Here is a 19,293-nt window from a genome sequence, read left to right on the forward strand (position 1 = left end):
GCTCAGGCGCTTTCGGTCACGTTCTCCTCGAACTTTGACAGCACGCCCTGCAGGCGGCGCTCCCACTCCTCGCGCTCCTGCTTGTACTCGGCGTTTTCGCGGCGAAGCTCTTCGTTTTCGAGCTTCATCAGCTCCAGCGCTTCGACGGTATCGGTGACTTTCTGTTCCAACTGATTGAATAGTTCAAGGCTCATGCCGACCTCCAAAAACGGGGCAGAAAGGCCTGCCCCCGGTAAATGACGCGTTGAGCGTAACGCCGCGCCGACTATTGGGCAAGCGCGCTACGCCGGTAAAGCCGCGCGCTGGTTTCGCCGGCGCTGGTTTCACGGTGAAGCTGCCAGCTGGCAGGCACTTCTACGGTCAGTTCCCGCTCGGTTTCGAGATAAATAAACGCCTCCGGTGCCAGCCAGCCGTTCTCCAGTGCCTGGCAGCACGGCCCGGCCAGCCCTTTTTGAAAGGGGGGGTCGAGAAACACCAGCTCATACGCGCTCGGCGTGCCCGCCAAAAACGCGGCGGCCTCCATGGTCACCACGCGAGCATTGGTCGCCTTCAGGCTCACAAGGTTCTGCTCGATCATGGCGGCCACGCGCGGGGTCAGCTCGACGAAGGTGGCCTCACTGGCACCCCGTGAGAGCGCCTCGATACCCAGCGCCCCGGAGCCTGCGAACAAATCGAGGGCGCGCTTGCCGGCAAGCGCCGGGCCCAGCCAGTTGAACAGCGTTTCGCGTACCCGGTCCGGCGTTGGGCGAAGCCCGGGGTGATCCAGCACGGGAAGCTGGCGGCGGCGGTAATCACCGCCGATAATACGTAGCTTGCCAGACGCTTTGGACGTCTCGCGCGACGCGGTGGTTTTGCGTGTAGGGCGTTGTCGTTTCATGGCGCCGATTGTAGCGGGGTCCGTGTCCAAAGTCCTGGCCGGCGGTGTTAGGATGGGCACAATGTTCACCTTTTTTAGTTGGATACCTCCATGTTCGGTTTCTTAAAACGCAAGAAAAAGCAGGATTCGCAGCCCCAGGACGAGCGCAAACGCGACGGAGGGGGCCTGGGCGACGCGAAGGGCGAGATCGCCGAGCGCGAGCCCGCACCAGGCCCGGTAGTGGAAGAGGCGCCGGTCGAAGCCCCACCGGCGCCGCGCCCCAGCGAGCCCGACGGCGAGCCGGGCCCCGAAAAGCCTGAGATAGAGCCCGAGATCGAGCCGGAGCCTAAAAAGCCCGAGGTCGAACCCGAGCCCGACCAGCTTGAAATCGAGCCGGCGCCGGAAACCCCTGAGGTGGAGCCGGAACCCGAGAAGCCTGAGGTCGAGCCCGATAAAACGCCGGAAGCCGAGCCGGAACCGGCAAAACCCGAAGTCGAACCGGAGATCGAGCCCGAGCGTCCGCCCGAGGTAGAACCCGAACCCAGCGCGCCGGAAGTCGAGCCTGCGCCCACCGCGCCTGAAATCGAGCCGGGGCCGAGCGCGCCCAGCCCCTCGCCCCAGGACAAGCCGGTCGCGGCCAGGGAGGAGAAGAGAGAAGAGAAGAAAGAGGAGAAGAAAGGGTTCTTCGCCCGGATCAAATCCGGGCTCGGCAAGACCCGGGCGAATCTGACCGACGGCCTGGCGGATCTCTTTCTGGGCAAAAAGCAGATCGACGACGAGCTTTTGGAGGACCTCGAAACCCAGCTTCTGATGGCGGACGTGGGCATCGAGGCGACCACCGCGATCATCGAGCGCCTTCAGGCGCGGGTGTCACGCAAGGAGCTCACTGACCCTGCCGCGCTTTACAAGGGGCTGCAGGAAGAGCTTGGGCGGATGCTCGAGCCGGTAGCCAAACCGCTCGATTTCGATAAGCCCGGCGACGGCCCCTTCGTGATCCTGGTGGTGGGCGTGAACGGCGTGGGCAAGACCACGACCATCGGCAAGCTCACCCAGCGGTTTCAGCGCGAGGGCAAAAGCGTGATGCTCGCCGCCGGCGATACCTTCCGCGCCGCGGCGGTCGAACAGCTCAAGGTGTGGGGCGAGCGCAACGACGTGCCGGTGATCGCCCAGCACACCGGCGCTGACAGCGCCTCGGTCATTTATGACGCGGTGTCCGCAGCCAAGGCTCGCGGGGTCGACGTGCTGATCGCCGATACCGCCGGACGGCTTCATAACAAGAGCCACCTGATGGAGGAGCTCAAGAAGGTCCATCGCGTGATGCAGAAAATCGACGCCAGCGCCCCGCACGAGGTGATGCTGGTGCTCGACGCCGGGACTGGCCAGAACGCCATCTCCCAGGCCAGCACCTTCAACGAAGCCGTCCCGGTCAGCGGTATCACGCTGACCAAGCTCGATGGCACCGCCAAGGGCGGCGTGATCTTTGCCCTCGCCAAGCAGCTCGAAACCCCGATCCGCTTCATCGGCGTCGGCGAAAGCCTCGATGACCTGCGCCCCTTTAGCGCCAACGATTTCGTCAACGCGCTGTTCGATCAGCCCGAGGGCGCAACGCGCGGATGATTGCGTTCGAGCACGTCGGTAAGCGCTACGGCGGCCGTTTTGAGGCGCTGGCGCATCTCAATTTTCGCGTGGGCCCTGGGGAAATGGTGTTTCTGACCGGTCACTCCGGAGCGGGCAAGAGCTCGCTTTTGCGCCTGATCATGCGCCTGGAGAAACCCAGCCGCGGGCGCGTCGTGGTCGCCGGCCACGACATTGCCAAACTCCACGCAAGCCAGGTGCCGTTTTACCGGCGCCAGATTGGCGTGGTGTTTCAGGACCACCAGTTGCTATTCGATCGCAGCGTGTTCAAAAACGTCGCGCTACCGCTGGAAATTCAGGGGCTCGAGCCGCGCGAATCCGCACGCCGGGTGCGCGCGGCGCTCGATAAAGTGGGGCTTTTGCACCGTGAAAAGGCGCTGCCCGTGGAGCTTTCCGGCGGCGAGCAGCAGCGCGTGGGCATCGCCCGCGCCGTGGTCAACAAGCCCGCGCTATTGCTCGCCGACGAGCCTACGGGGAACCTGGACCCGCACCTTTCCGCCGACATCATGGGCCTGTTCGAAGACTTCAACCGCATCGGCACCACGGTGATGATCGCAAGCCACGACCTGGCGCTGATCGCCCGCCTGCGCCACCGCATTCTGCGCCTGCGCGATGGGCGCCTGATCGGCGACGAGGGGGCGGTATGAAGCGCCCGACACCGCCGCCCTCTGAGCCTCGCGGCGCGGCCACCCGACCAAGTGGCGCGGTGAGCCGCCGCGGCGCCCCGGCCGCCAAAGCCGGCAAGGGGCCGGTACCGCCCGCGCCCAGAAAGCCGCGCCCGACGGGTCCGGGGTTTGGCAGCCGGGCGCGCGCCTGGGGGCGCCATCACCGCGCCATGCTGGGCGATAGCCTCTACCGGCTGGTGCGCCATCCGCTGGGCAACCTGCTCACCATGCTCGCCATCGCGATCGCTCTGGTACTTCCCGCCGCGCTTTGGCTGACCCTCGACAGCGCCCGACTGCTGGACGCCGAGCTCGATGAGAGCGCCACGCTCACCGTCTACCTGCAAACCGACGTAGGCCCGGCCGAGGCCGAGCGCATCGAAGAGGCGGTCGGCGCCGAGGCCGGCGTTTCGCACACCCGGCTGATCAGTGCCGAGGAGGGCATGGCGGACTTTCAGCGCTCGCTGGGCATCGACGACACCCTGATGGGCCTCGAGGAGAACCCGCTGCCGGCGAGCATCGTGATCCGTCCACAAAGCGTCGAGTCTTCCTCGATGCAGGCGCTCGCCGGTCAGCTCGAAGCGTTGGCCGGGGTGGACGAGGTACGCGTGGATTTGGCCTGGGTGGAGCGGCTTCGCCACCTGGCGGACCTGGGCCGGCGCGTGGCGCTGGCGCTCGGGGTGCTTTTTGGCTTCGGCGTGCTGCTGGTGGTGGGCAACACCATTCGCCTTTCCGTGGAGAGCCGGCGCCGGGAGATCGAGGTGGTCATGCTGATCGGCGCGACCCACGCCTTCGTGCGCCGCCCGTTTCTGTATAGCGGCGCCTGGTACGGCGTCGGCGGGGGTGTGATCGCGCTACTGTTGCTGGCGCTGGGCAATCAGTGGCTGTCGCTTCCAGTGGCGGCGCTGGCGGCGAGCTATGGGGCGAGCTTCAGCCTGCCCCAGCTCGACGTGACAGGCTCTACAATTTTGCTATTCTGCAGTACACTATTGGGCTGGCTGGGCGCATGGCTTGCCGTGTCGCGCTATCTATCCAGCATTCGCCCGCGCTGAGTCGGTTTTAAGCGGGCGCGTTGCCCGACCGGTTTTTTAGTCGGGATACTTTGAACCTTATACTTTAGTTACTGTCTTAGTGATTACTCCGACACGCTATGTCGATCGTGAACCGTATATGTTGGCTCATGTTGATGACGATAGCAGGTCGACCAGGATAGGTGACAAGGAGACCATCTGCATGAGCACTAGTCTTCTACCGGTGGGTCAGCTTTCTCCAGGCAACGACCTGGGCGGTTACATTCAAGCGGTCAATTGCATTTCTGTGCTTACCGTCGAAGAGGAGCAGGCGCTGGCACGCCGCCTCTACGACGAGGGCGATCTCGAAGCGGCGCGGCGGCTGGTCATGTCGCACCTGCGCTTCGTGGTTCATATTGCGCGCAGCTACTCGGGCTACGGGCTGCCCCAGGCCGACCTGATTCAGGAAGGCAACGTGGGTCTGATGAAGGCGGTCAAACGCTTCGACCCCAATCAGGGCGTGCGGCTGGTCTCTTTCGCCGTGCACTGGATCAAGGCCGAAATTCACGAGTTCGTGCTGCGCAACTGGCGCATCGTGAAAATCGCGACCACCAAGGCCCAGCGCAAGCTGTTCTTCAATCTGCGCAGCGCGAAAAAGCGTTTGGCTTGGCTGAACAACGACGAAGTTGACGCCATCGCCAAGGATCTCGATGTAAAACCCGAGATCGTTCGAGACATGGAAGGGCGCCTATCGGCGTTCGATGCAGGCTTCGATGCCTCGCCGAGCGACGATGAAGATAGCCCCTACCAGGCGCCGGCGCAGTTTCTCGACGACGCCACTTTGGATCCGGCAACTCAGCTTGAGGACAGCGACTTCGAAGAGGATTCCACGCGCCGCCTGCAGCTGGCGCTAAGTGAGCTCGACGACCGCTCGCGGGATATCCTGCAGCGCCGCTGGCTGACCGACGACAAGTCGACGCTGCACGACTTGGCCGACGTTTACGGCGTGAGCGCCGAGCGCATTCGCCAGCTCGAAAAGAACGCCATGAAGAAGCTTCGCGCTAAGATGGGCGACACCCTCGCCGCCTAATTCGAAGCGATGAAAAGCGAAAAGCCCCGGCATCCACCGGGGCTTTTTCATGCCTGCACGTTTGAATTGAGCTTTTAGGCGGGCATGGCGCTCTCTTTCAATAGCCCCGAGGCGATCAGCGCCCACTGGTCGTCCCAGTACTCGGTTGGGACGCGCTTGAAGTCGCTGCGCACGTACTGCGAAATGCGTCCTTCGGCCTGGGCGATGAGCAAATTCGCCGCCGCCGAGGCGGTGATGGTCGTGCGCCGACCTTCGCGGATTTCTGCCTCGCGCAGGATTTGCTTGAGCTGAGTCTCCAATCGTTCAAAGAGCTGGTGCACGCGCTGTCTGAGCCTGGCCGTCTCGCCGGTGAGCACGTCGCCGCCGAGAACCCGCGCAAGCCCCGGGTTTTTCTCGGCAAAGCCCAAAAGCAGCGAGAGAATCGTCGCGCAGCGGCGCTCGGCATCGGGGATGTCCTCGAGAATACGCGTGATGCGCGCGAAGACGCTCTCCTCGATGTAGTCGATCAAACCCTCGAACATGCGCGCCTTGCTCGGAAAGTGGCGATACAGCGCCGCCTCGGAGACGCCGACTTGGCGGGCCAGCGCGGCGGTGGTGATACGCTTGCCGCTGTCCTCTTCGAGCATGATGGCCAGCGCTTGCAGGATCTGTTCGCGCCGACGCGGTTTGTTGTCATCGCTCATGTGCCACCCCCTTGCCTTAGCCGGCGTCGCTGATCAAGGTACCGACGCCCGCCTTGGTGAAGATTTCGAGCAGGATGGCGTGGGGCACGCGGCCATCGACGATCTGCGCGCTGACCACGCCGCCTTTCACGGCGTCCAACGCGCAGCGAATCTTGGGCAGCATTCCGCCGTAGATGGTGCCATCTTCGATCAGCTCGTCGACCTGGGCGGTGGTCAGCCCGGTGAGCACCTGGCCTTCGCTGTTCATCAGCCCGGCCACGTTGGTCAAGAGCATCAGCTTCTCGGCGCTGAGCGCCTCGGCGAGCTTGCCGGCGACCAGGTCGGCGTTGATGTTGTAGCTGTGGCCCTCGTCGTCCACGCCGATCGGCGCGATCACGGGAATGAAATCGCGGGCGGCGAGCATTTCGATCAGATCGGTGGAGATCGACTCCACCTCGCCGACGTGGCCGATATCGATGATCTCCGGGGCGGTCATCTCTGGCGTCTTGTGTTCGACCTTGAGCTGACGCGCGCGAATCTGGGCGCCGTCCTTACCGGTCAGGCCGATCGCCTTGCCGCCGCTTTGGTTGATCAGGTTGACGATGCTCTTGTTGACCAGCCCCCCGAGCACCATCTCGACCACGTCCATGGTCTGGGCATCGGTGACGCGCATGCCGTTGACGAAGCGAGACTCGATGTTGAGCTTCTCCAGAAGGCTTCCGATCTGCGGGCCGCCGCCGTGAACCACCACCGGGTTGATGCCGACTTCCTTCATCAGCACGATGTCGCGGGCGAAGGAGTTGATCAGGGTGTCTTCGGTCATGGCGTTGCCGCCGTACTTGACGACGACGGTCTTGCCGGAGAACTGCTGGATATAGGGAAGCGCCTCTGACAGCACCTCCACGACGACCCGCGGGTCGCGACTGTTTGGATTCATTGGGTTATCCCTTGGCTTGTCTTTTATGCGGCACGGTGGCCTTTATGGCGCGTTGGGCGCGCTCTAGTGTGTCGGCTCGGCAATCGCGGCGATGTCCAGATCAGGCGCGGTGCGGGCCAGCGCCTGGGCAAAGCGCGCCCTGATCCGTGAAAGTGCGGCGTCGCTTTCCCCTTCGAAGCGAAGCACCAGCGCCGGCGTGGTGTTCGAGGCCCGGCAAAGCCCGAAGCCATCGCTGTAGTCCACGCGAATGCCGTCGATCGTGGTCTTGATACCTTCGCCGAAGTCGCCATCTCTGGCAAGCGCTTCCACCAGGCCGAACTTTTCTTCATCGGCGACCGCGACGTTGATTTCCGGGGTGCTGACTTCCTGGGGAAAGCGTGCGAACAGCGCATCAGCACTATCACTCTGCCCGCTCAAAATCTCCAACAGCCGCGCGGCGGCGTAGAGGCCGTCGTCGAAGCCGTACCAGCGCTCCTTGAAGAAAATGTGCCCACTCATTTCGCCGCCCAACAGCGCGCCGATCTCGATCATGCGCGCCTTGATCAGCGAGTGGCCGGTGCGCCACATCTCCGGCTCGCCGCCGGCGTCAGCAATGGTGTGGGCGAGGCGGCGGCTGCACTTGACGTCGAAAATCACGCCCGCGCCCGGGTGGCGGGCGAGCAGGTCGGTGGCGAACAGCGCCAACAGGTGGTCCGGATTAATGATGCGCCCGCTTTGGGTGACCACGCCCAGCCGGTCGCCGTCGCCATCAAACGCCAGCCCAATATCCGCGCCCTGTCGTTTGACCTCCTCGATCAGCGCGATGAGGTTCTCCGGCTTGCCCGGGTCCGGGTGGTGGTTGGGAAAGCGCCCGTCGATCTCCTCATATAGCGGCGTGGTGCGAACGCCCAGGCGGCGGATCAGCTCGGGGCCAAGCTCGCCGGCCACGCCGTTGCCGCAGTCCACCACGGCGTGCAGCGGTCGGGCCACGGTGACGTCACGGGTGATACGCGAAAGATACGCCTCGCGCACGTCCACCTCGCAGTACGCGCCGTTGCCTTCGGCCAGTTCGCCGCTTGCGATGCGCTCATAAAGCGCGGTGATGGTCTCGTTCGAGAGCGTTTCGCCGCCGAGCACGACCTTGAAGCCGTTGTACTCGGGCGGGTTGTGGCTTCCCGTGACCATCACCCCGGAGCGGCTGGCGCCAAGCGTATGGGTGGCGAAGTAGAGTGTTGGGGTGGGCACCATGCCGATGTCGATGACGTCGACCCCGGCGCGCAGAAGCCCCGCCACCAGCGCTTGCTGGAGTTTGGGCCCGGAGAGGCGCCCGTCGCGGGCAACGATCACCGCGCGCTCGCCTCGGGCAGCGGCTTCAGAGCCTACCGCCTGGCCGATCAGCGTGGTCGTGGCCTCGGTCAGGGTGTCGTCCACGACGCCGCGGATATCGTAGGCGCGAAAGATGGAAGCGGGTACCGTCATGAGCGTGTCCTGAAGTCAGCCAAAAGGGGTTATCCGCGACCGGTGCTGCCGAAGCCGCCGGCGCCACGCGCACTGTCGTCAAAGCTCTCGACGATCTCGAGCGACGCCTGCACCACCGGTACCAGTACGTACTGGGCCAGCCGCTCGAAGGGCTCGATGGTGAAGCTCGCCTTTCCACGGTTCCACACCGATATCTTGAGCTCGCCCTGGTAGTCCGAATCGATCAAACCCACCAGGTTGCCGAGCACGATGCCGTGCTTGTGGCCTAGCCCGGAGCGCGGCAGGATCATGCCGGCAAGGTTTGGGTCACCGATATGAATGGCAAGGCCGGTGCCTACGAGCTCGCACTCGCCGGGGGCGAGCGTCAAGGGCGCATCCAGCAGGGCGCGCAGGTCCATGCCCGCCGCGCCTTCGGAGCCGTAGCTTGGGAGGTAATCCAGCATGCGCTCGTCGAGTACCTTGCACTTCAAGGGGGGGTGGCTCATTGCTTTGTTTCCGCGGTTGAGTCGATCAGTGAAAGCGCCTTGCCGACGATCAGACGGGCAAGGGCGGTTTTGGGTTGGGGCGGGGCACTTTGCTGGTCAACGTCTGCGCCGGCGCGCCAGATCAACATCGCGGCGTTGTCGTCGCTGCCAAAGCCGAGGCCCTCGTGGGAGACGTCGTTGGCCACCACCATGTCGAGGCGCTTGCGTAAAAGCTTCTCGCCGGCGTAGTGCGCCACGTCCTGGGTCTCGGCGGCAAAGCCGATCACAAAAGGGCGTGCCGGCGCGTCGAGCGCGGCAACGTTCGCAATGATGTCCGGGTTCTTGACCAGCGTCAGGGTCAGCGTGTCGACACCTTGCGTCTTTTTGATCTTGTGCTCGGCGGGGTGCTCGGCGCGGTAGTCCGCCACCGCCGCGCAGCCGATGAAAAGGGCCGCACTCGGGGCCAAACGCAGCGCCTCATCATGCATCTGCCGGGCGCTTTCGACGTCGATGCGCGTCACGCCCGCCGGGGTGGCAAGATGGACCGGGCCGCTGATCAGCGTTACCCGACAGCCCGCCTCAACGGCGGCGGCGGCCAGCGCGTAGCCCATCTTGCCGGAGCTTTGGTTGGTAAGATAGCGCACCGGGTCGAGCGCCTCCCGGGTGGGGCCGGCGGTAATCACCGCGTGGGGGCGCTTGGCATCAAGCGCGGGCGCCGTCGGGGCCAGGCGCCGGGCGAGCGCCTCGACGATCTCTTCGGGTTCGCTCATGCGCCCGGGGCCAACGTCACCGCAGGCCTGCTCGCCGGCGGCGGGACCGATCACCTGCCAGCCGTCGTGATCGAGCTGTGCTGCATTTCGCTGGCTGGCCGGGTGGCGCCACATCGCTTGGTTCATCGCCGGCGCAATCAGCCGCGGCGCCTCGCAGGCAAGGCTCAGCGTGGTGAGCAAGTCGTCGGCCAGCCCATGCACCAGCCGCGCGATCAGATCCGCCGTGGCCGGCGCGATCAAGAGCGCATCCGCCCAGCGGGCGAGCTCGATATGGCCCATGCCGGCTTCTGCCTGCGGGTCCAAAAGCGAGGTGCGCACTGCCTCGCCGGAGAGCGCCTGCAGGGTGAGCGGGGTTATGAACGCCTGAGCGCCGTCGGTGAGCACCACGCGCACCTCGCCGCCGGCCTGCTTGATTAGCCGAATGATCTGGGCGCTTTTGTAAGCGGCAATACCGGCGCTGACGCCAAGAAGGATGCGTTTGCCCGCCAGCGCAGCGTGCGGGAAGGCCTGAATCGACGCCATACACTCCTCCTGAATGAAACGCTGAAAAAGCCGGGCCACCGCCCGCCGTGAAGGGGCTCACCATACCATTTGGGCGCCGGTTTTGGCAGGTTCGCTCGCGGGCTTCTAGGCTAGGTATAGTGAGCGCTGGCCGCGCACATCGATACAATAACGATACGCAAGGGGGTGGGAATGGGCATCAATCACTGGCCGGAGGGCGAACGCCCCCGCGAGAAGCTTCTAACGCTGGGCGCCCAGGCGCTGTCGGACGCCGAGCTTCTGGCGATTTTTCTGCGCGTTGGCGTCAAGGGGCGCTCGGCGGTGGATCTCGCCCGCGACCTGCTCACCCGCTTCGGCGGGCTCAGGCCGTTTCTGGAGTCCGATGAGCGCGCCTTTTGCCAGGCCCACGGGCTGGGCTCGGCGAAGTTCGCCCAGCTACAGGCGACCCTCGAACTCTCACGGCGCCACCTGGCTACCCAGCTCGCCCGGGGCAATGCGCTTACCTCGCCGTCGCTGGTGCGCCACTACCTGCGCTCGCAGCTGAGGCATTTGGGCCACGAGGAGTTCGCGGTGCTTTTTTTGGATACTCAGCACCGAATCATTCGCTATGAGGCGCTGTTTCGCGGTACCCTAGACAGCGCATCTGTCTACCCTCGCGATGTTGCCAAGCGCGCCCTGGAGCTCAACGCAGGCGCGGTGATTCTGGCCCACAACCACCCCTCTGGTGTAGCCGAACCCAGCGATGCCGACCGACGCATCACCGAGCGTTTGACTCAGGCGCTGGGGCTTTTCGACGTGCGGGTGCTGGATCATTTCGTGGTGGGGGATGCGGATGTCATCTCTTTTGCCGAGCGCGGCTGGCTTTGAAGAAAGCCGGCGTTTTACCGTTCAAAAGGGCCTTTTTGACCCTTTAGGCACGCTTTTGCTTGCCGCTGACCGGATGCTCTGGTATAAAGTGCCACCTTTAAACTTGGGTTGAATAACGGATTCGGGTACAGCCAGGCCATCGCGGCATCGACTGACTCCCTCCCTTCCGGTTTGCCCGACAGTTTTGAACACTCAGGCTTATACCCTGGCCAAGCGGTTGGAGGCTCTCATGTCCAAAGTATGTCAGGTTACCGGCAAGCGTCCGGTAACTGGTAATAACGTTTCACACTCCCAGCGTAAGACACGTCGTCGTTTCTTGCCGAACCTGCACACGCACCGTTTCTGGGTCGAATCCGAGAACCGTTTCGTGAAGCTGCGCGTCTCTTCCAAGGGTATGCGCATCATCGACAAGAAAGGTATCGAGACCGTGCTGGCCGACATCCGCAAGCGCGGCGACGCCATCTAAGCTCGTTTTCAGCTATTATTAGCGACGCATTTTGGGAGATTGAACCATGCGCGATAAGATTCGTCTGGTGTCCAGCGCCGGTACCGGCCACTTCTACACCACCGACAAGAACAAGCGGAACACCCCCGACAAGTTCGAGTTCAAGAAGTATGACCCGGTGGTTCGCAAGCACGTTATCTACAAGGAAGCCAAGATCAAGTAATTTCGATTACGCTGATCGGCTTTCACCGCAGGCTTGGCCTGCCGAAAACCCGGCCCTAAAAGCCGGGTTTTTGCATGCATGGCCCCTGCACCGCCGGATAGCCACCTGCGCTCGCTAAGCGACCCTTGACCGACTTCAACTCTTACAGGTATCCGTCATGCCCGAGCTGCCCGAGGTCGAAACCACCCGTCTGGGCATCGCGCCCTATATTGAGGGCCAGGAGATCGCCGAGGTGCGCGTGCGCAACCGCCGCCTGCGCGTGCCGGTGCCCGAGGACTTCGAGCAGCGCCTGATCGGCGCCCGGGTGGGAAGCGTCACGCGCCGGGCCAAGTATCTGCGACTGCCGCTGGCGTCCAGCGAGGGCGGGAGCGAGGGGACGCTGTTATGGCACCTGGGGATGTCCGGCAGTTTGCGCATCGCCCGCGTCGGGGATCTGCCCAAAAAGCACGATCACGTGGATCTCGTGACCGGCGATGGCTTCGTGCTTCGCTACCATGACCCGCGCCGCTTCGGCTTCGTCGACTGGCAGCAGGGTGATGGCACCGAGGACACGCGGTTGGCGCACCTGGGCCCGGAGCCCTTGAGCGAGGCCTTCGACGGCGCTTGGCTCTACCGGCTCTCGCGCGGCAAGCGCATGGCGGTCAAGCCGTTTTTGATGGACAACCGCGTGGTGGTCGGAGCGGGCAATATCTACGCCGCGGAGGCGCTGTTCATCGCCGGCATTGACCCGCGCCGCGCTGCCGGGCGTATTTCGAAAGCGCGCTTCGATGACCTGGCGGTGGCGGTCAAGGAAGTGCTGGCCGCCGCCATCACTAAAGGCGGCACCACGCTTCGCGATTTCGTCAGCGGTCAGGGCGAGCCTGGCTACTTCGCCCAGCAGCTCAACGTCTACGGGCGTCAGGGCGAGCCCTGCCGGCGCTGCGGGCAGTCCCTAAAGCGCATCGTTTTGGGTCAGCGGGCAAGTGTTTTCTGCCCGGGATGTCAGCGCTAAACTTATTTTCACGCTTTGCCGATGCTTTTGGAGAAACCAGTGACCCAACGCCTGCGCTTGAATAAAAATGCCGACCGCCGCCTGAAGGCGGGGCATCTGTGGATCTACTCCAACGAGGTGGATACCAAAGAGACGCCGCTCAAGGAGTTCGCCGCCGGCGAGGCCGCGCTGATCGAGGCCTCCAACGGCAAGGCCATTGGCGTGGCCTACGTGAACCCGCACTCGTTGATCTGCGCTCGCATCATGTCCCGCGACCCGGAGATGCGCCTTGACCGGTCGCTGTTCGTACACCGCTTCAACCAGGCGCTGGCGCTGCGCGAGCGCATGTTCGACCAGCCGTTCTACCGCCTGATTCACGGCGAAGGCGACCTGCTGCCGGGGCTGATCATCGACCGCTTTGGCGACGTGCTCGTAGTGCAGCTCAACACCGCCGGCATGCAGGCGCTGGCGGACGAGATCGTCGACGCGCTGGAGAAGGTCGTCAAGCCCGAGGTGATCGTTTTCCGTAACGACACCGGCGGGCGCCGCCAGGAAGGGCTCGAGGCTCAGGTCGAAGTGGTCAAGGGCGTGCTGCCTGACGAAGTGCTGATCGAGGAGAACGGCGCGCGCTTCGTGGTGCCGGTGCTTAACGGCCAGAAGACCGGCTGGTTCTTCGATCACCGCGTCAACCGCGCCTGGCTCAACGGCCAGGTGGCGGGCAAGCGCGTGCTGGACGTGTTCAGCTACGTGGGTGGCTGGGGCGTTCAGGCCGCGTCCAGCGGCGCCTCGGAAGTGCTCTGCGTGGATAGCTCCGGGGCGGCGCTCGAGCAAGTGGCGCGCAACGCCGAGCTCAACGGCGTACACGAGCAGGTGGCGGTGGGTGAAGGCGACGCCTTCGAGGCGCTGGCCGCGCTCAAGGCCGACGGCGAGCAGTTCGACGTGGTGATTCTCGACCCGCCGGCGTTCATCAAAAAGCGTAAGGACATTCCCAACGGTGAGCGCGCCTACGCGCGGCTCAATCGCGAGGCGATGCGCCTGCTCGGCCGCGACGGACTGCTTCTTTCGGCGTCCTGCTCGATGCACCTTGGTCACGACCGCCTGGTCGACGTGGTACGCGGCGCGGTGCGCCACCAGGATCGCCACGGCCAGGTCATTTTCCAGGGCCATCAGGGGCCGGATCACCCGGTGCACCCGGCGATTCCTGAAACCGCCTACCTCAAGGCGCTGGGCGTGCGGGTTTACCGCGACTGATCGAGGGCTGTCAGCCACTACGCGTAAGGAGTCAGCATGGAGTGGGCACTGCCAGCGCCGTACGTCATGGCGATCACCGTCGAGGCCCGCGCCATCGACGCGTTTGGTCACGTCAACAACGGCGAGTATTTGCGCTGGATCGAGCGCATCAGTTGGGCCCACTCTGAAGTTCTGGGCCTCGATCTTGCCCGCTATCGCGCGCTCGACCGGGCGATGGTGGTGCACCGCCACGAGCTCGACTACCTCGCTCCTGCCTTCGAGGGCGATACTCTTGCGCTGGCCACCTGGATCGTCGAGTGCGACCAACGCCTGAGCCTTACCCGCCGGTTCCAGCTCAAGCGTGACAGCGACGGCAAGACGCTGCTCAATGCCCGCACGCGTTTTGTGTGCGCCGCGCTCTCCAGCGGGCGCCCCCAGCGCCTGCCCGAGGAGTATCGGCGAATCTACGGCTCGGCGGTTGTGAGCGAGCCTGAGGGGAGCGGGTAGGGCGCCAGGCCGCGACCAGATAGAGCGGATTTTTCTGTCAGCGCCCGGTTTGCGCCAGAATTTTCTTCTGAAAAACGCCTTTACCGGCGTTTTTCTCGTTTTAAGACCGCGCGCTGGCAGCGCCTTTCGACTGTGCTGTAATGAGGAAACGTTCATTAGAGTTCATCGAGAGGCCCGCCATGCAGATCGCCGTCCCCAAGGAAATCAAGAACCACGAATACCGCGTTGCGCTGACCCCCACCGGCGCCCGCGAGCTTGTCGGGCGCGGCCATACGGTGTGCGTGCAGGCCGGCGCCGGTGAAGGTGCAGGGTTTCATGATGGCGACTACGAGGCGGCGGGGGCGCGTATCGAGGCGGACGTCGACACCCTTTGGCAAAACGCCGAACTGATTTTGAAGGTCAAGGAGCCGCAGCCCGAAGAAGTCGCCCGGCTGACCCCGGCGCATACGCTCTTTACCTACCTGCACCTGGCGGCGGAAAAGTCGCTCACCCAAGGCCTGATCGACAGCGGCGCGACCTGTATCGCTTACGAGACTATCGTTGATGGCAAGGGCGGGCTTCCGCTGCTGGCGCCGATGAGCACGGTGGCTGGGCGCATGGCGGTACAGGCCGGTGCCCACAGCCTGGAGAAAGCCCAGGGCGGCGCCGGGGTGCTATTGCCCGGCGTGCCCGGGGTGGCGCCGGGCAAGGTCACGGTGATCGGCGGCGGCGTGGTGGGTGAAAACGCCGCGCGCATGGCGCTGGGTCTCGGCGCCGACGTGACGATCCTGGATCGCTCCATTGCCCGTCTGGGCGAGCTCGATGATCGGTATCAGGGCCGCATCCGAACCGTCTACTCCACGGCGGACGCCCTTGAAGAGGCGGCTAAGACGTCGGACATGATCATCGGCGCGGTGCTGATTCCAGGGGCGGCGGCGCCGAAGCTGATCACCCGCGATATGCTCGCCGGGATGAAGCCGGGCAGCGTGCTGGTGGACGTTGCCATCGACCAGGGCGGCTGCTTCGAGACCAGCAAACCCACCACCCACGCCGAGCCGACCTATCTCGTCGACGGCATCGTCCACTACTGCGTGGCGAACATGCCAGGGGCGGTGGCGCGCACCTCCACTCAGGCGTTGACCAACGCCACGCTTCCTTTCGTATTGGCGCTGGCCGACAAGGGCTGGCAGCAGGCGCTCAAGGACGACGCCCACTTTGCGCCGGGGCTCAACGTTCACGCAGGCCAGGTCACCTACCGGGCGGTGGCCGAAGCGTTTGGCCTTGAGTACGTGAGCGCTGAGACGCTGATCGACGCCTGAAGGCGGGCGCCGCTTTAAAACCGTAAGAGGCTCAGTAGTGCGGGGGCACGTCGTCTTCCAGGCGATAGGCCCCGCCGTCTGCATGATCGCTCTGGGTGTGGTGCTGCTCTCGCAGCCGGTCGCGCATAAGTGCGTTCATTCTTTCGAGTTTTTCCATCTGCCGCGCCTGGCTTGCGACGGTCTGGTCGAGGGTGTCCAGCCAGTGCTCCTGATAGGCGAGCTTGCTCTCCAACGCGTCGAGCCGGCGGCCGAGCTCGGCGGGCGATAATTCGTTTGTCATGATAAGATCGAAACCTTGTAGTGTATGCTCGGTAGGGTTAGCCCGCCTTTTGCGCGACGTAAGCGATATTGCTCGAATATTTATCGCCAAAGTGGAGGGTTGCTATAATCGCGCCGCGTATTTTCCTTTGTTTGTTACTCATACAACAAGAGAGCTTTTTATATCCATGAACCCAAAAGTTGTTGTTCGCTGTTTATTGATCAGTGTATTACTCGCCGCGCCCACGCCTTTGTTGCTGGCCGGTCTTGTGCATCTCACCGACGCCCCACTCGCCGAGCAGTGGCTTTCCGAGCTTGCCATCATCGGCACGACCGGTGTTTACGTAGCCGTCGCCCTGGGTAGCTTTATCGTACTGCTGGTCGGCACGCTGGCCGCGGCGGCGTTCGCGCCCCCGGTGGTCGTAAGCGCCGAAACGGTTCGCGCCAAACCTGCCCCGCGCCCTGCGGAGCCGGTCGAGGAAGAACCGGCGGAAGTGATCGACCCCAACGACGGGCGTGAAGAGGGGGAAGTGAAGTGGTTCAATACCAACAAGGGCTACGGTTTCATTACCCGCGATAACGGCGAGGACGTGTTCGTTCACTTTCGCGCCATTCGCGGCCGTGGCCCGCGCATGCTCGCCGAAGGGCAGATCGTGCGCTATCACGTGATTCAAAACGATCGCGGTCTTCAGGCCGACGACGTGAGCATCATCGAGTCCTGACCGCTCGCTTCCCGCTTCAAACCACTGGCCCCGCAATCGCGGGGCCAGTGGCGTTTTAGGGCAGATAAAAACGCGAAGCGCCGATTAGCGCCCGGAATCCGGCCAGGCGATGCGCTGGGCCTCGCCATTGGGGCGCACCTGCCAGAAGGCGTCCGGGTCATCCCCCGGGCTCCAGCCGCCGAGCGAACAGCGCACCTCCACGCCCAGCGCCGGGGCCGCCGCCGTCGCGCAGGCCTGATCAGTGGGCCAGGGCGTATGGGCGCTGTCGAACCAAAGACTGGCGAAGCCGTCGGCGGCGTTTTCCACCAGCAGTACCGGCACCTCGGCCCCATCTTTTAGCCCCTGGCTTTTCCACTTGTTCTTGCCCGCCGGGCGCAGCGCCGGCGCTTTGATAGTGTCGAAAAGCCAGGCGTTGAGCGCCTCGAACTCGACCTTTGCCAGGTACACCTCGATATCCGGAAAGCGCTCGCTCATCGTGTTGGCTCCCGGCCGTTTTCAGCGGTGAACAGCGCCTCCAGCGTGGCCTCGTAGATCCGGCTCAGCTCATCGAGATCCTCGGCGCGCACGCGCTCGTTGACCTTATGGATGGTGTCGTTGAGCGGGCCGAGCTCGACCACCTGGGCGCCGAGGGTGGCGATGAAGCGGCCATCCGAGGTGCCGCCGCTGGTCGAAAGCGTCGGCCGCTGCCCGGTAATCGCTTCCACCCCGGTCATCACTGCGTCCACCAGCGCGCCTTCGGCGGTCAGAAACGGCTCGCCGTTGAGCGTCCACTCGATATGAAAATCGAGATCAAAGCGCTCGAGAATCGTCTCGGTGCGCGCCCTTAGCTCTTCATGAGTGACTTCCGTGGAATAGCGGAAGTTGAACACCACCTCGATCTCGCCGGGGATCACGTTGGTAGCCCCGGTACCGGCGCGAAAGTTGGAGATCTGAAAACTGGTCGCCGGGAAGAACGCGTTGCCTTCGTCCCAGTGCTCGTGGGTAAGCGCCTCAAGCGCCGGCAGCGCCTGGTGAATGGGATTGCGCGCCAAGTGCGGGTAAGCCACGTGGCCCTGCACGCCCTTGACGTGAAGCACGCCGCCCAACGAGCCGCGCCGGCCGTTTTTGATCACGTCGCCAAGCGTGGCGGTGGAGGAGGGCTCGCCGACGATGCAGTAGTCCAGGCGCTCGTTGCGCTCGCGAAGGTGCTCGACCACCGCGCGGGTGCCGTCGATGGCCGGGCCCTCTTCATCGGCGGTGATCAGAAAGGCGATGCGCCCGTCATGGTTCGGCGCGCGCGTCACGAAGCGCTCGACGGCGGTGATCATCGCCGCCAAGCTCCCTTTCATGTCGGAGGCGCCGCGCCCGCAGAGCATGCCGTGATCATCGATGCAGGGCGAAAACGGCGAGAACTCCCAGTTGGTCGGCGGGCCGCTCGGCACCACGTCGGTGTGGCCTGCAAAGGCCAGCACCGGGCCGTGGTGGCCGCGCACCGCCCAGAAGTTCTCCACGTCGCCAAAACGCAGGCGCTCGACGTGAAAGCCAAGCGCCTCCAGGCGCTCGATCATGACCTCCTGGCAGCCTTCGTCATCCGGGGTGACCGATGCCCGGCTCAAAAGATCAAAGGCAAGCGAAAGCGTCGGCGATAGCCCCTCGGGCTCAGTTATGGGCATGCAGCGCCTCGTTCAGGGCCACGGCACTTTTATTGGTCAGACACTCGACGCGACCGGTTTGCGAGTTGCGCCGCAGTAGCAGGTCGTTTTGGCCGGCGAGCTCGCGACCGGACACGGTCTTGACCTCGTTTTTCTGATCGTCGAGCAGCGTGACCTTGGTGCCGGCGGTGATGTAGAGCCCGGCTTCGACGGTGCAGCGGTCTCCCAGCGGAATGCCGATGCCGGCGTTGGCACCGATCAGGCAGCCTTCGCCGACCTTGATGACGATGTTGCCGCCGCCGGAGAGCGTGCCCATGGTGGAGCAGCCGCCGCCCAGATCCGAGCCTTTACCGACGAATACGCCCGCCGAGATGCGGCCTTCGACCATGCCCGGGCCTTCGGCGCCGGCGTTGAAGTTGACGAACCCTTCGTGCATCACCGTGGTGCCTTCGCCCAGATAAGCGCCCAGGCGCACGCGGGCGGTGTCGCCGATACGAATGCCCGCGGGCACCACGTAGTCGGTCATTTTGGGGAACTTGTCGACGCAGTCCACGGAGAGCGGCCGGCCGGCCATGCGCGCTTTCAGGCGACGCTGTGCCAATTCTTCGATGTCGATGGCGCCTTCGCTGGTCCAGGCAATGTTGCGTAACAGGCCGAACATGCCGGTCAGGTCGAGGCCGTGGGGCTTGACCAGACGGTGTGAGAGCAGGTGCAGCTTGAGATACACCTCCGGGGCGCTTTGGGGGGCCTCATCGGTATCGATGAACATGGCCACCAGCGGGCGCTGGCTGTCGGCCAGCGAAGCGGCGATGCTCGCCTGCTCTGCGTGGCCGGCCTCATGAAGCGCCTGGCTTAGGCGCTCGCAGTCCTCGGGTAGAAAGCTCACGGCTTGGGTGCCGGCGGGGGCGTCCAGCGCCTTTTGCACGGCGCTCACCAGGCTCTCGGCGGGTTTGAAAAGCGGCGCCGGGTAGTAGATTTCCAGCCAGTCGCCTTGCGTGTTTTGCGTGCCGATTCCAAGCGCGAAGCTCAGCATAAAGCGTCTTCCTTTCCGGTTAGGTCGTGAGTAACGTGTGTCGCCACTGTCAGTGGCCAATCAT

Annotated in this window: 23 protein-coding genes; 12 read left to right on the top strand and 11 right to left on the bottom strand. The window is 64.2% G+C overall.

All coding sequences use genetic code 11. The features are described 5' to 3' along the window. Positions 1–2: 2 nt before the first annotated feature. Together zapB and rsmD are read right to left on the bottom strand one after the other, a co-directional pair. The gene (gene zapB / locus MQW23_RS17375; RefSeq protein ID WP_252109481.1) at positions 3–194 is read right to left on the bottom strand and encodes a cell division protein ZapB; all 192 of its coding nucleotides are present in this window, start codon (positions 192–194) and stop codon (positions 3–5) included. A gap of 71 nt (positions 195–265) precedes the next feature. Then, a complete protein-coding gene (gene rsmD, locus MQW23_RS17380; RefSeq protein ID WP_252109482.1) occupies positions 266–877 on the bottom strand; it encodes a 16S rRNA (guanine(966)-N(2))-methyltransferase RsmD in 612 nt (203 codons plus the stop codon). 90 nt (positions 878–967) lie between these two features. Here rsmD and ftsY point away from each other — a divergent pair, with 90 nt between their 5' ends. The 4 genes from ftsY to rpoH all read left to right on the top strand — a co-directional run bounded on the left by ftsY (position 968) and on the right by rpoH (position 5,253). Beyond that, a complete protein-coding gene (ftsY, locus tag MQW23_RS17385; RefSeq protein WP_252109483.1) occupies positions 968–2,473 on the top strand; it encodes a signal recognition particle-docking protein FtsY in 1,506 nt (501 codons plus the stop codon). Then, on the top strand, positions 2,470–3,138 hold the full coding sequence (gene ftsE, locus MQW23_RS17390) for a cell division ATP-binding protein FtsE (protein ID WP_252109484.1): 669 nt from the start codon (positions 2,470–2,472) through the stop codon (positions 3,136–3,138). Before ftsY ends, ftsE begins: the two co-directional genes overlap by 4 nt. Then, positions 3,135–4,205 (top strand): permease-like cell division protein FtsX, encoded by a 1,071-nt coding sequence (ftsX, locus tag MQW23_RS17395; protein ID WP_252109485.1) that lies wholly within the window; start codon positions 3,135–3,137, stop codon positions 4,203–4,205. The genes ftsE and ftsX overlap by 4 nt, the downstream gene beginning before the upstream one ends. Positions 4,206–4,386: 181 nt before the next feature. After that, on the top strand, positions 4,387–5,253 hold the full coding sequence (gene rpoH, locus MQW23_RS17400; RefSeq protein ID WP_252109486.1) for an RNA polymerase sigma factor RpoH: 867 nt from the start codon (positions 4,387–4,389) through the stop codon (positions 5,251–5,253). Positions 5,254–5,327: 74 nt separating this feature from the next. On the opposite strand, the gene slmA is transcribed toward rpoH, so the two are convergent. The 5 genes from slmA to coaBC form a co-directional block, all read right to left on the bottom strand. Next, positions 5,328–5,936 carry a nucleoid occlusion factor SlmA gene (gene slmA / locus MQW23_RS17405; RefSeq protein ID WP_252109487.1) on the bottom strand — a complete coding sequence of 203 codons (609 nt, stop codon included), beginning with the start codon at positions 5,934–5,936 and terminating at the stop codon, positions 5,328–5,330. A gap of 16 nt (positions 5,937–5,952) precedes the next feature. Then, positions 5,953–6,852 carry an acetylglutamate kinase gene (argB, locus tag MQW23_RS17410; RefSeq protein WP_252109488.1) on the bottom strand — a complete coding sequence of 300 codons (900 nt, stop codon included), beginning with the start codon at positions 6,850–6,852 and terminating at the stop codon, positions 5,953–5,955. A gap of 63 nt (positions 6,853–6,915) precedes the next feature. Beyond that, positions 6,916–8,310 carry a phosphomannomutase/phosphoglucomutase gene (locus MQW23_RS17415; protein WP_252109489.1) on the bottom strand — a complete coding sequence of 465 codons (1,395 nt, stop codon included), beginning with the start codon at positions 8,308–8,310 and terminating at the stop codon, positions 6,916–6,918. 29 nt (positions 8,311–8,339) lie between these two features. Continuing rightward, on the bottom strand, positions 8,340–8,795 hold the full coding sequence (gene dut, locus MQW23_RS17420; RefSeq protein ID WP_252109490.1) for a dUTP diphosphatase: 456 nt from the start codon (positions 8,793–8,795) through the stop codon (positions 8,340–8,342). Next, entirely contained in the window at positions 8,792–10,066 is a 1,275-nt protein-coding gene (gene coaBC / locus MQW23_RS17425) for a bifunctional phosphopantothenoylcysteine decarboxylase/phosphopantothenate--cysteine ligase CoaBC (RefSeq protein ID WP_252109491.1), read from the bottom strand. The genes dut and coaBC overlap by 4 nt, the downstream gene beginning before the upstream one ends. Before the next feature lie 171 nt (positions 10,067–10,237). On the opposite strand from coaBC, the gene radC reads away from it, so the two are divergent. The 7 genes from radC to ald all read left to right on the top strand — a co-directional run bounded on the left by radC (position 10,238) and on the right by ald (position 15,585). Then, complete coding sequence (gene radC, locus MQW23_RS17430; protein ID WP_252109492.1) at positions 10,238–10,912, top strand: RadC family protein; 675 nt, start codon at positions 10,238–10,240, stop codon at positions 10,910–10,912. A 229-nt stretch (positions 10,913–11,141) separates the two neighbouring features. Beyond that, on the top strand, positions 11,142–11,378 hold the full coding sequence (gene rpmB, locus MQW23_RS17435; RefSeq protein WP_038481085.1) for a 50S ribosomal protein L28: 237 nt from the start codon (positions 11,142–11,144) through the stop codon (positions 11,376–11,378). Positions 11,379–11,424: 46 nt separating this feature from the next. Beyond that, positions 11,425–11,580, top strand: coding sequence for a 50S ribosomal protein L33 (rpmG, locus tag MQW23_RS17440; protein WP_227391162.1), 156 nt, complete (start codon positions 11,425–11,427; stop codon positions 11,578–11,580). Between the two features lie 157 nt (positions 11,581–11,737). Continuing rightward, the gene (gene mutM, locus MQW23_RS17445; protein ID WP_252109493.1) at positions 11,738–12,571 is read left to right on the top strand and encodes a bifunctional DNA-formamidopyrimidine glycosylase/DNA-(apurinic or apyrimidinic site) lyase; all 834 of its coding nucleotides are present in this window, start codon (positions 11,738–11,740) and stop codon (positions 12,569–12,571) included. A gap of 39 nt (positions 12,572–12,610) precedes the next feature. After that, positions 12,611–13,801, top strand: coding sequence for a class I SAM-dependent rRNA methyltransferase (locus tag MQW23_RS17450; RefSeq protein ID WP_252109494.1), 1,191 nt, complete (start codon positions 12,611–12,613; stop codon positions 13,799–13,801). A gap of 36 nt (positions 13,802–13,837) precedes the next feature. Continuing rightward, entirely contained in the window at positions 13,838–14,287 is a 450-nt protein-coding gene (locus tag MQW23_RS17455) for an acyl-CoA thioesterase (RefSeq protein WP_252109495.1), read from the top strand. 179 nt (positions 14,288–14,466) lie between these two features. Beyond that, positions 14,467–15,585, top strand: a complete 1,119-nt coding sequence (gene ald / locus MQW23_RS17460; protein WP_252109496.1) for an alanine dehydrogenase — start codon at positions 14,467–14,469, stop codon at positions 15,583–15,585. A 31-nt stretch (positions 15,586–15,616) separates the two neighbouring features. Here ald and MQW23_RS17465 read toward each other — a convergent pair whose 3' ends face one another. Further along, entirely contained in the window at positions 15,617–15,865 is a 249-nt protein-coding gene (locus tag MQW23_RS17465) for a SlyX family protein (protein WP_252109497.1), read from the bottom strand. Positions 15,866–16,031: 166 nt separating this feature from the next. On the opposite strand from MQW23_RS17465, the gene MQW23_RS19495 reads away from it, so the two are divergent. Then, positions 16,032–16,565: a cold-shock protein gene (locus MQW23_RS19495; protein ID WP_286087037.1), complete on the top strand. Its 534-nt coding sequence runs from the start codon at positions 16,032–16,034 to the stop codon at positions 16,563–16,565. A gap of 84 nt (positions 16,566–16,649) precedes the next feature. On the opposite strand, the gene MQW23_RS17475 is transcribed toward MQW23_RS19495, so the two are convergent. From MQW23_RS17475 to dapD, 3 genes are read right to left on the bottom strand one after another with little or no spacing between them, the layout of a single operon-like run. Beyond that, complete coding sequence (locus MQW23_RS17475) at positions 16,650–17,039, bottom strand: hypothetical protein (protein ID WP_252109498.1); 390 nt, start codon at positions 17,037–17,039, stop codon at positions 16,650–16,652. Next, positions 17,036–18,217: a succinyl-diaminopimelate desuccinylase gene (gene dapE / locus MQW23_RS17480; RefSeq protein ID WP_252109499.1), complete on the bottom strand. Its 1,182-nt coding sequence runs from the start codon at positions 18,215–18,217 to the stop codon at positions 17,036–17,038. The genes MQW23_RS17475 and dapE overlap by 4 nt, the downstream gene beginning before the upstream one ends. Then, complete coding sequence (dapD, locus tag MQW23_RS17485; RefSeq protein ID WP_252109500.1) at positions 18,204–19,229, bottom strand: 2,3,4,5-tetrahydropyridine-2,6-dicarboxylate N-succinyltransferase; 1,026 nt, start codon at positions 19,227–19,229, stop codon at positions 18,204–18,206. The genes dapE and dapD overlap by 14 nt, the downstream gene beginning before the upstream one ends. Between the last annotated feature and the right edge of the window lie 64 nt (positions 19,230–19,293).

The sequence above is a fragment of the Halomonas sp. S3-1-1 genome (assembly GCF_023757625.1).
In the GTDB taxonomy this organism is placed as follows: domain Bacteria; phylum Pseudomonadota; class Gammaproteobacteria; order Pseudomonadales; family Halomonadaceae; genus Vreelandella.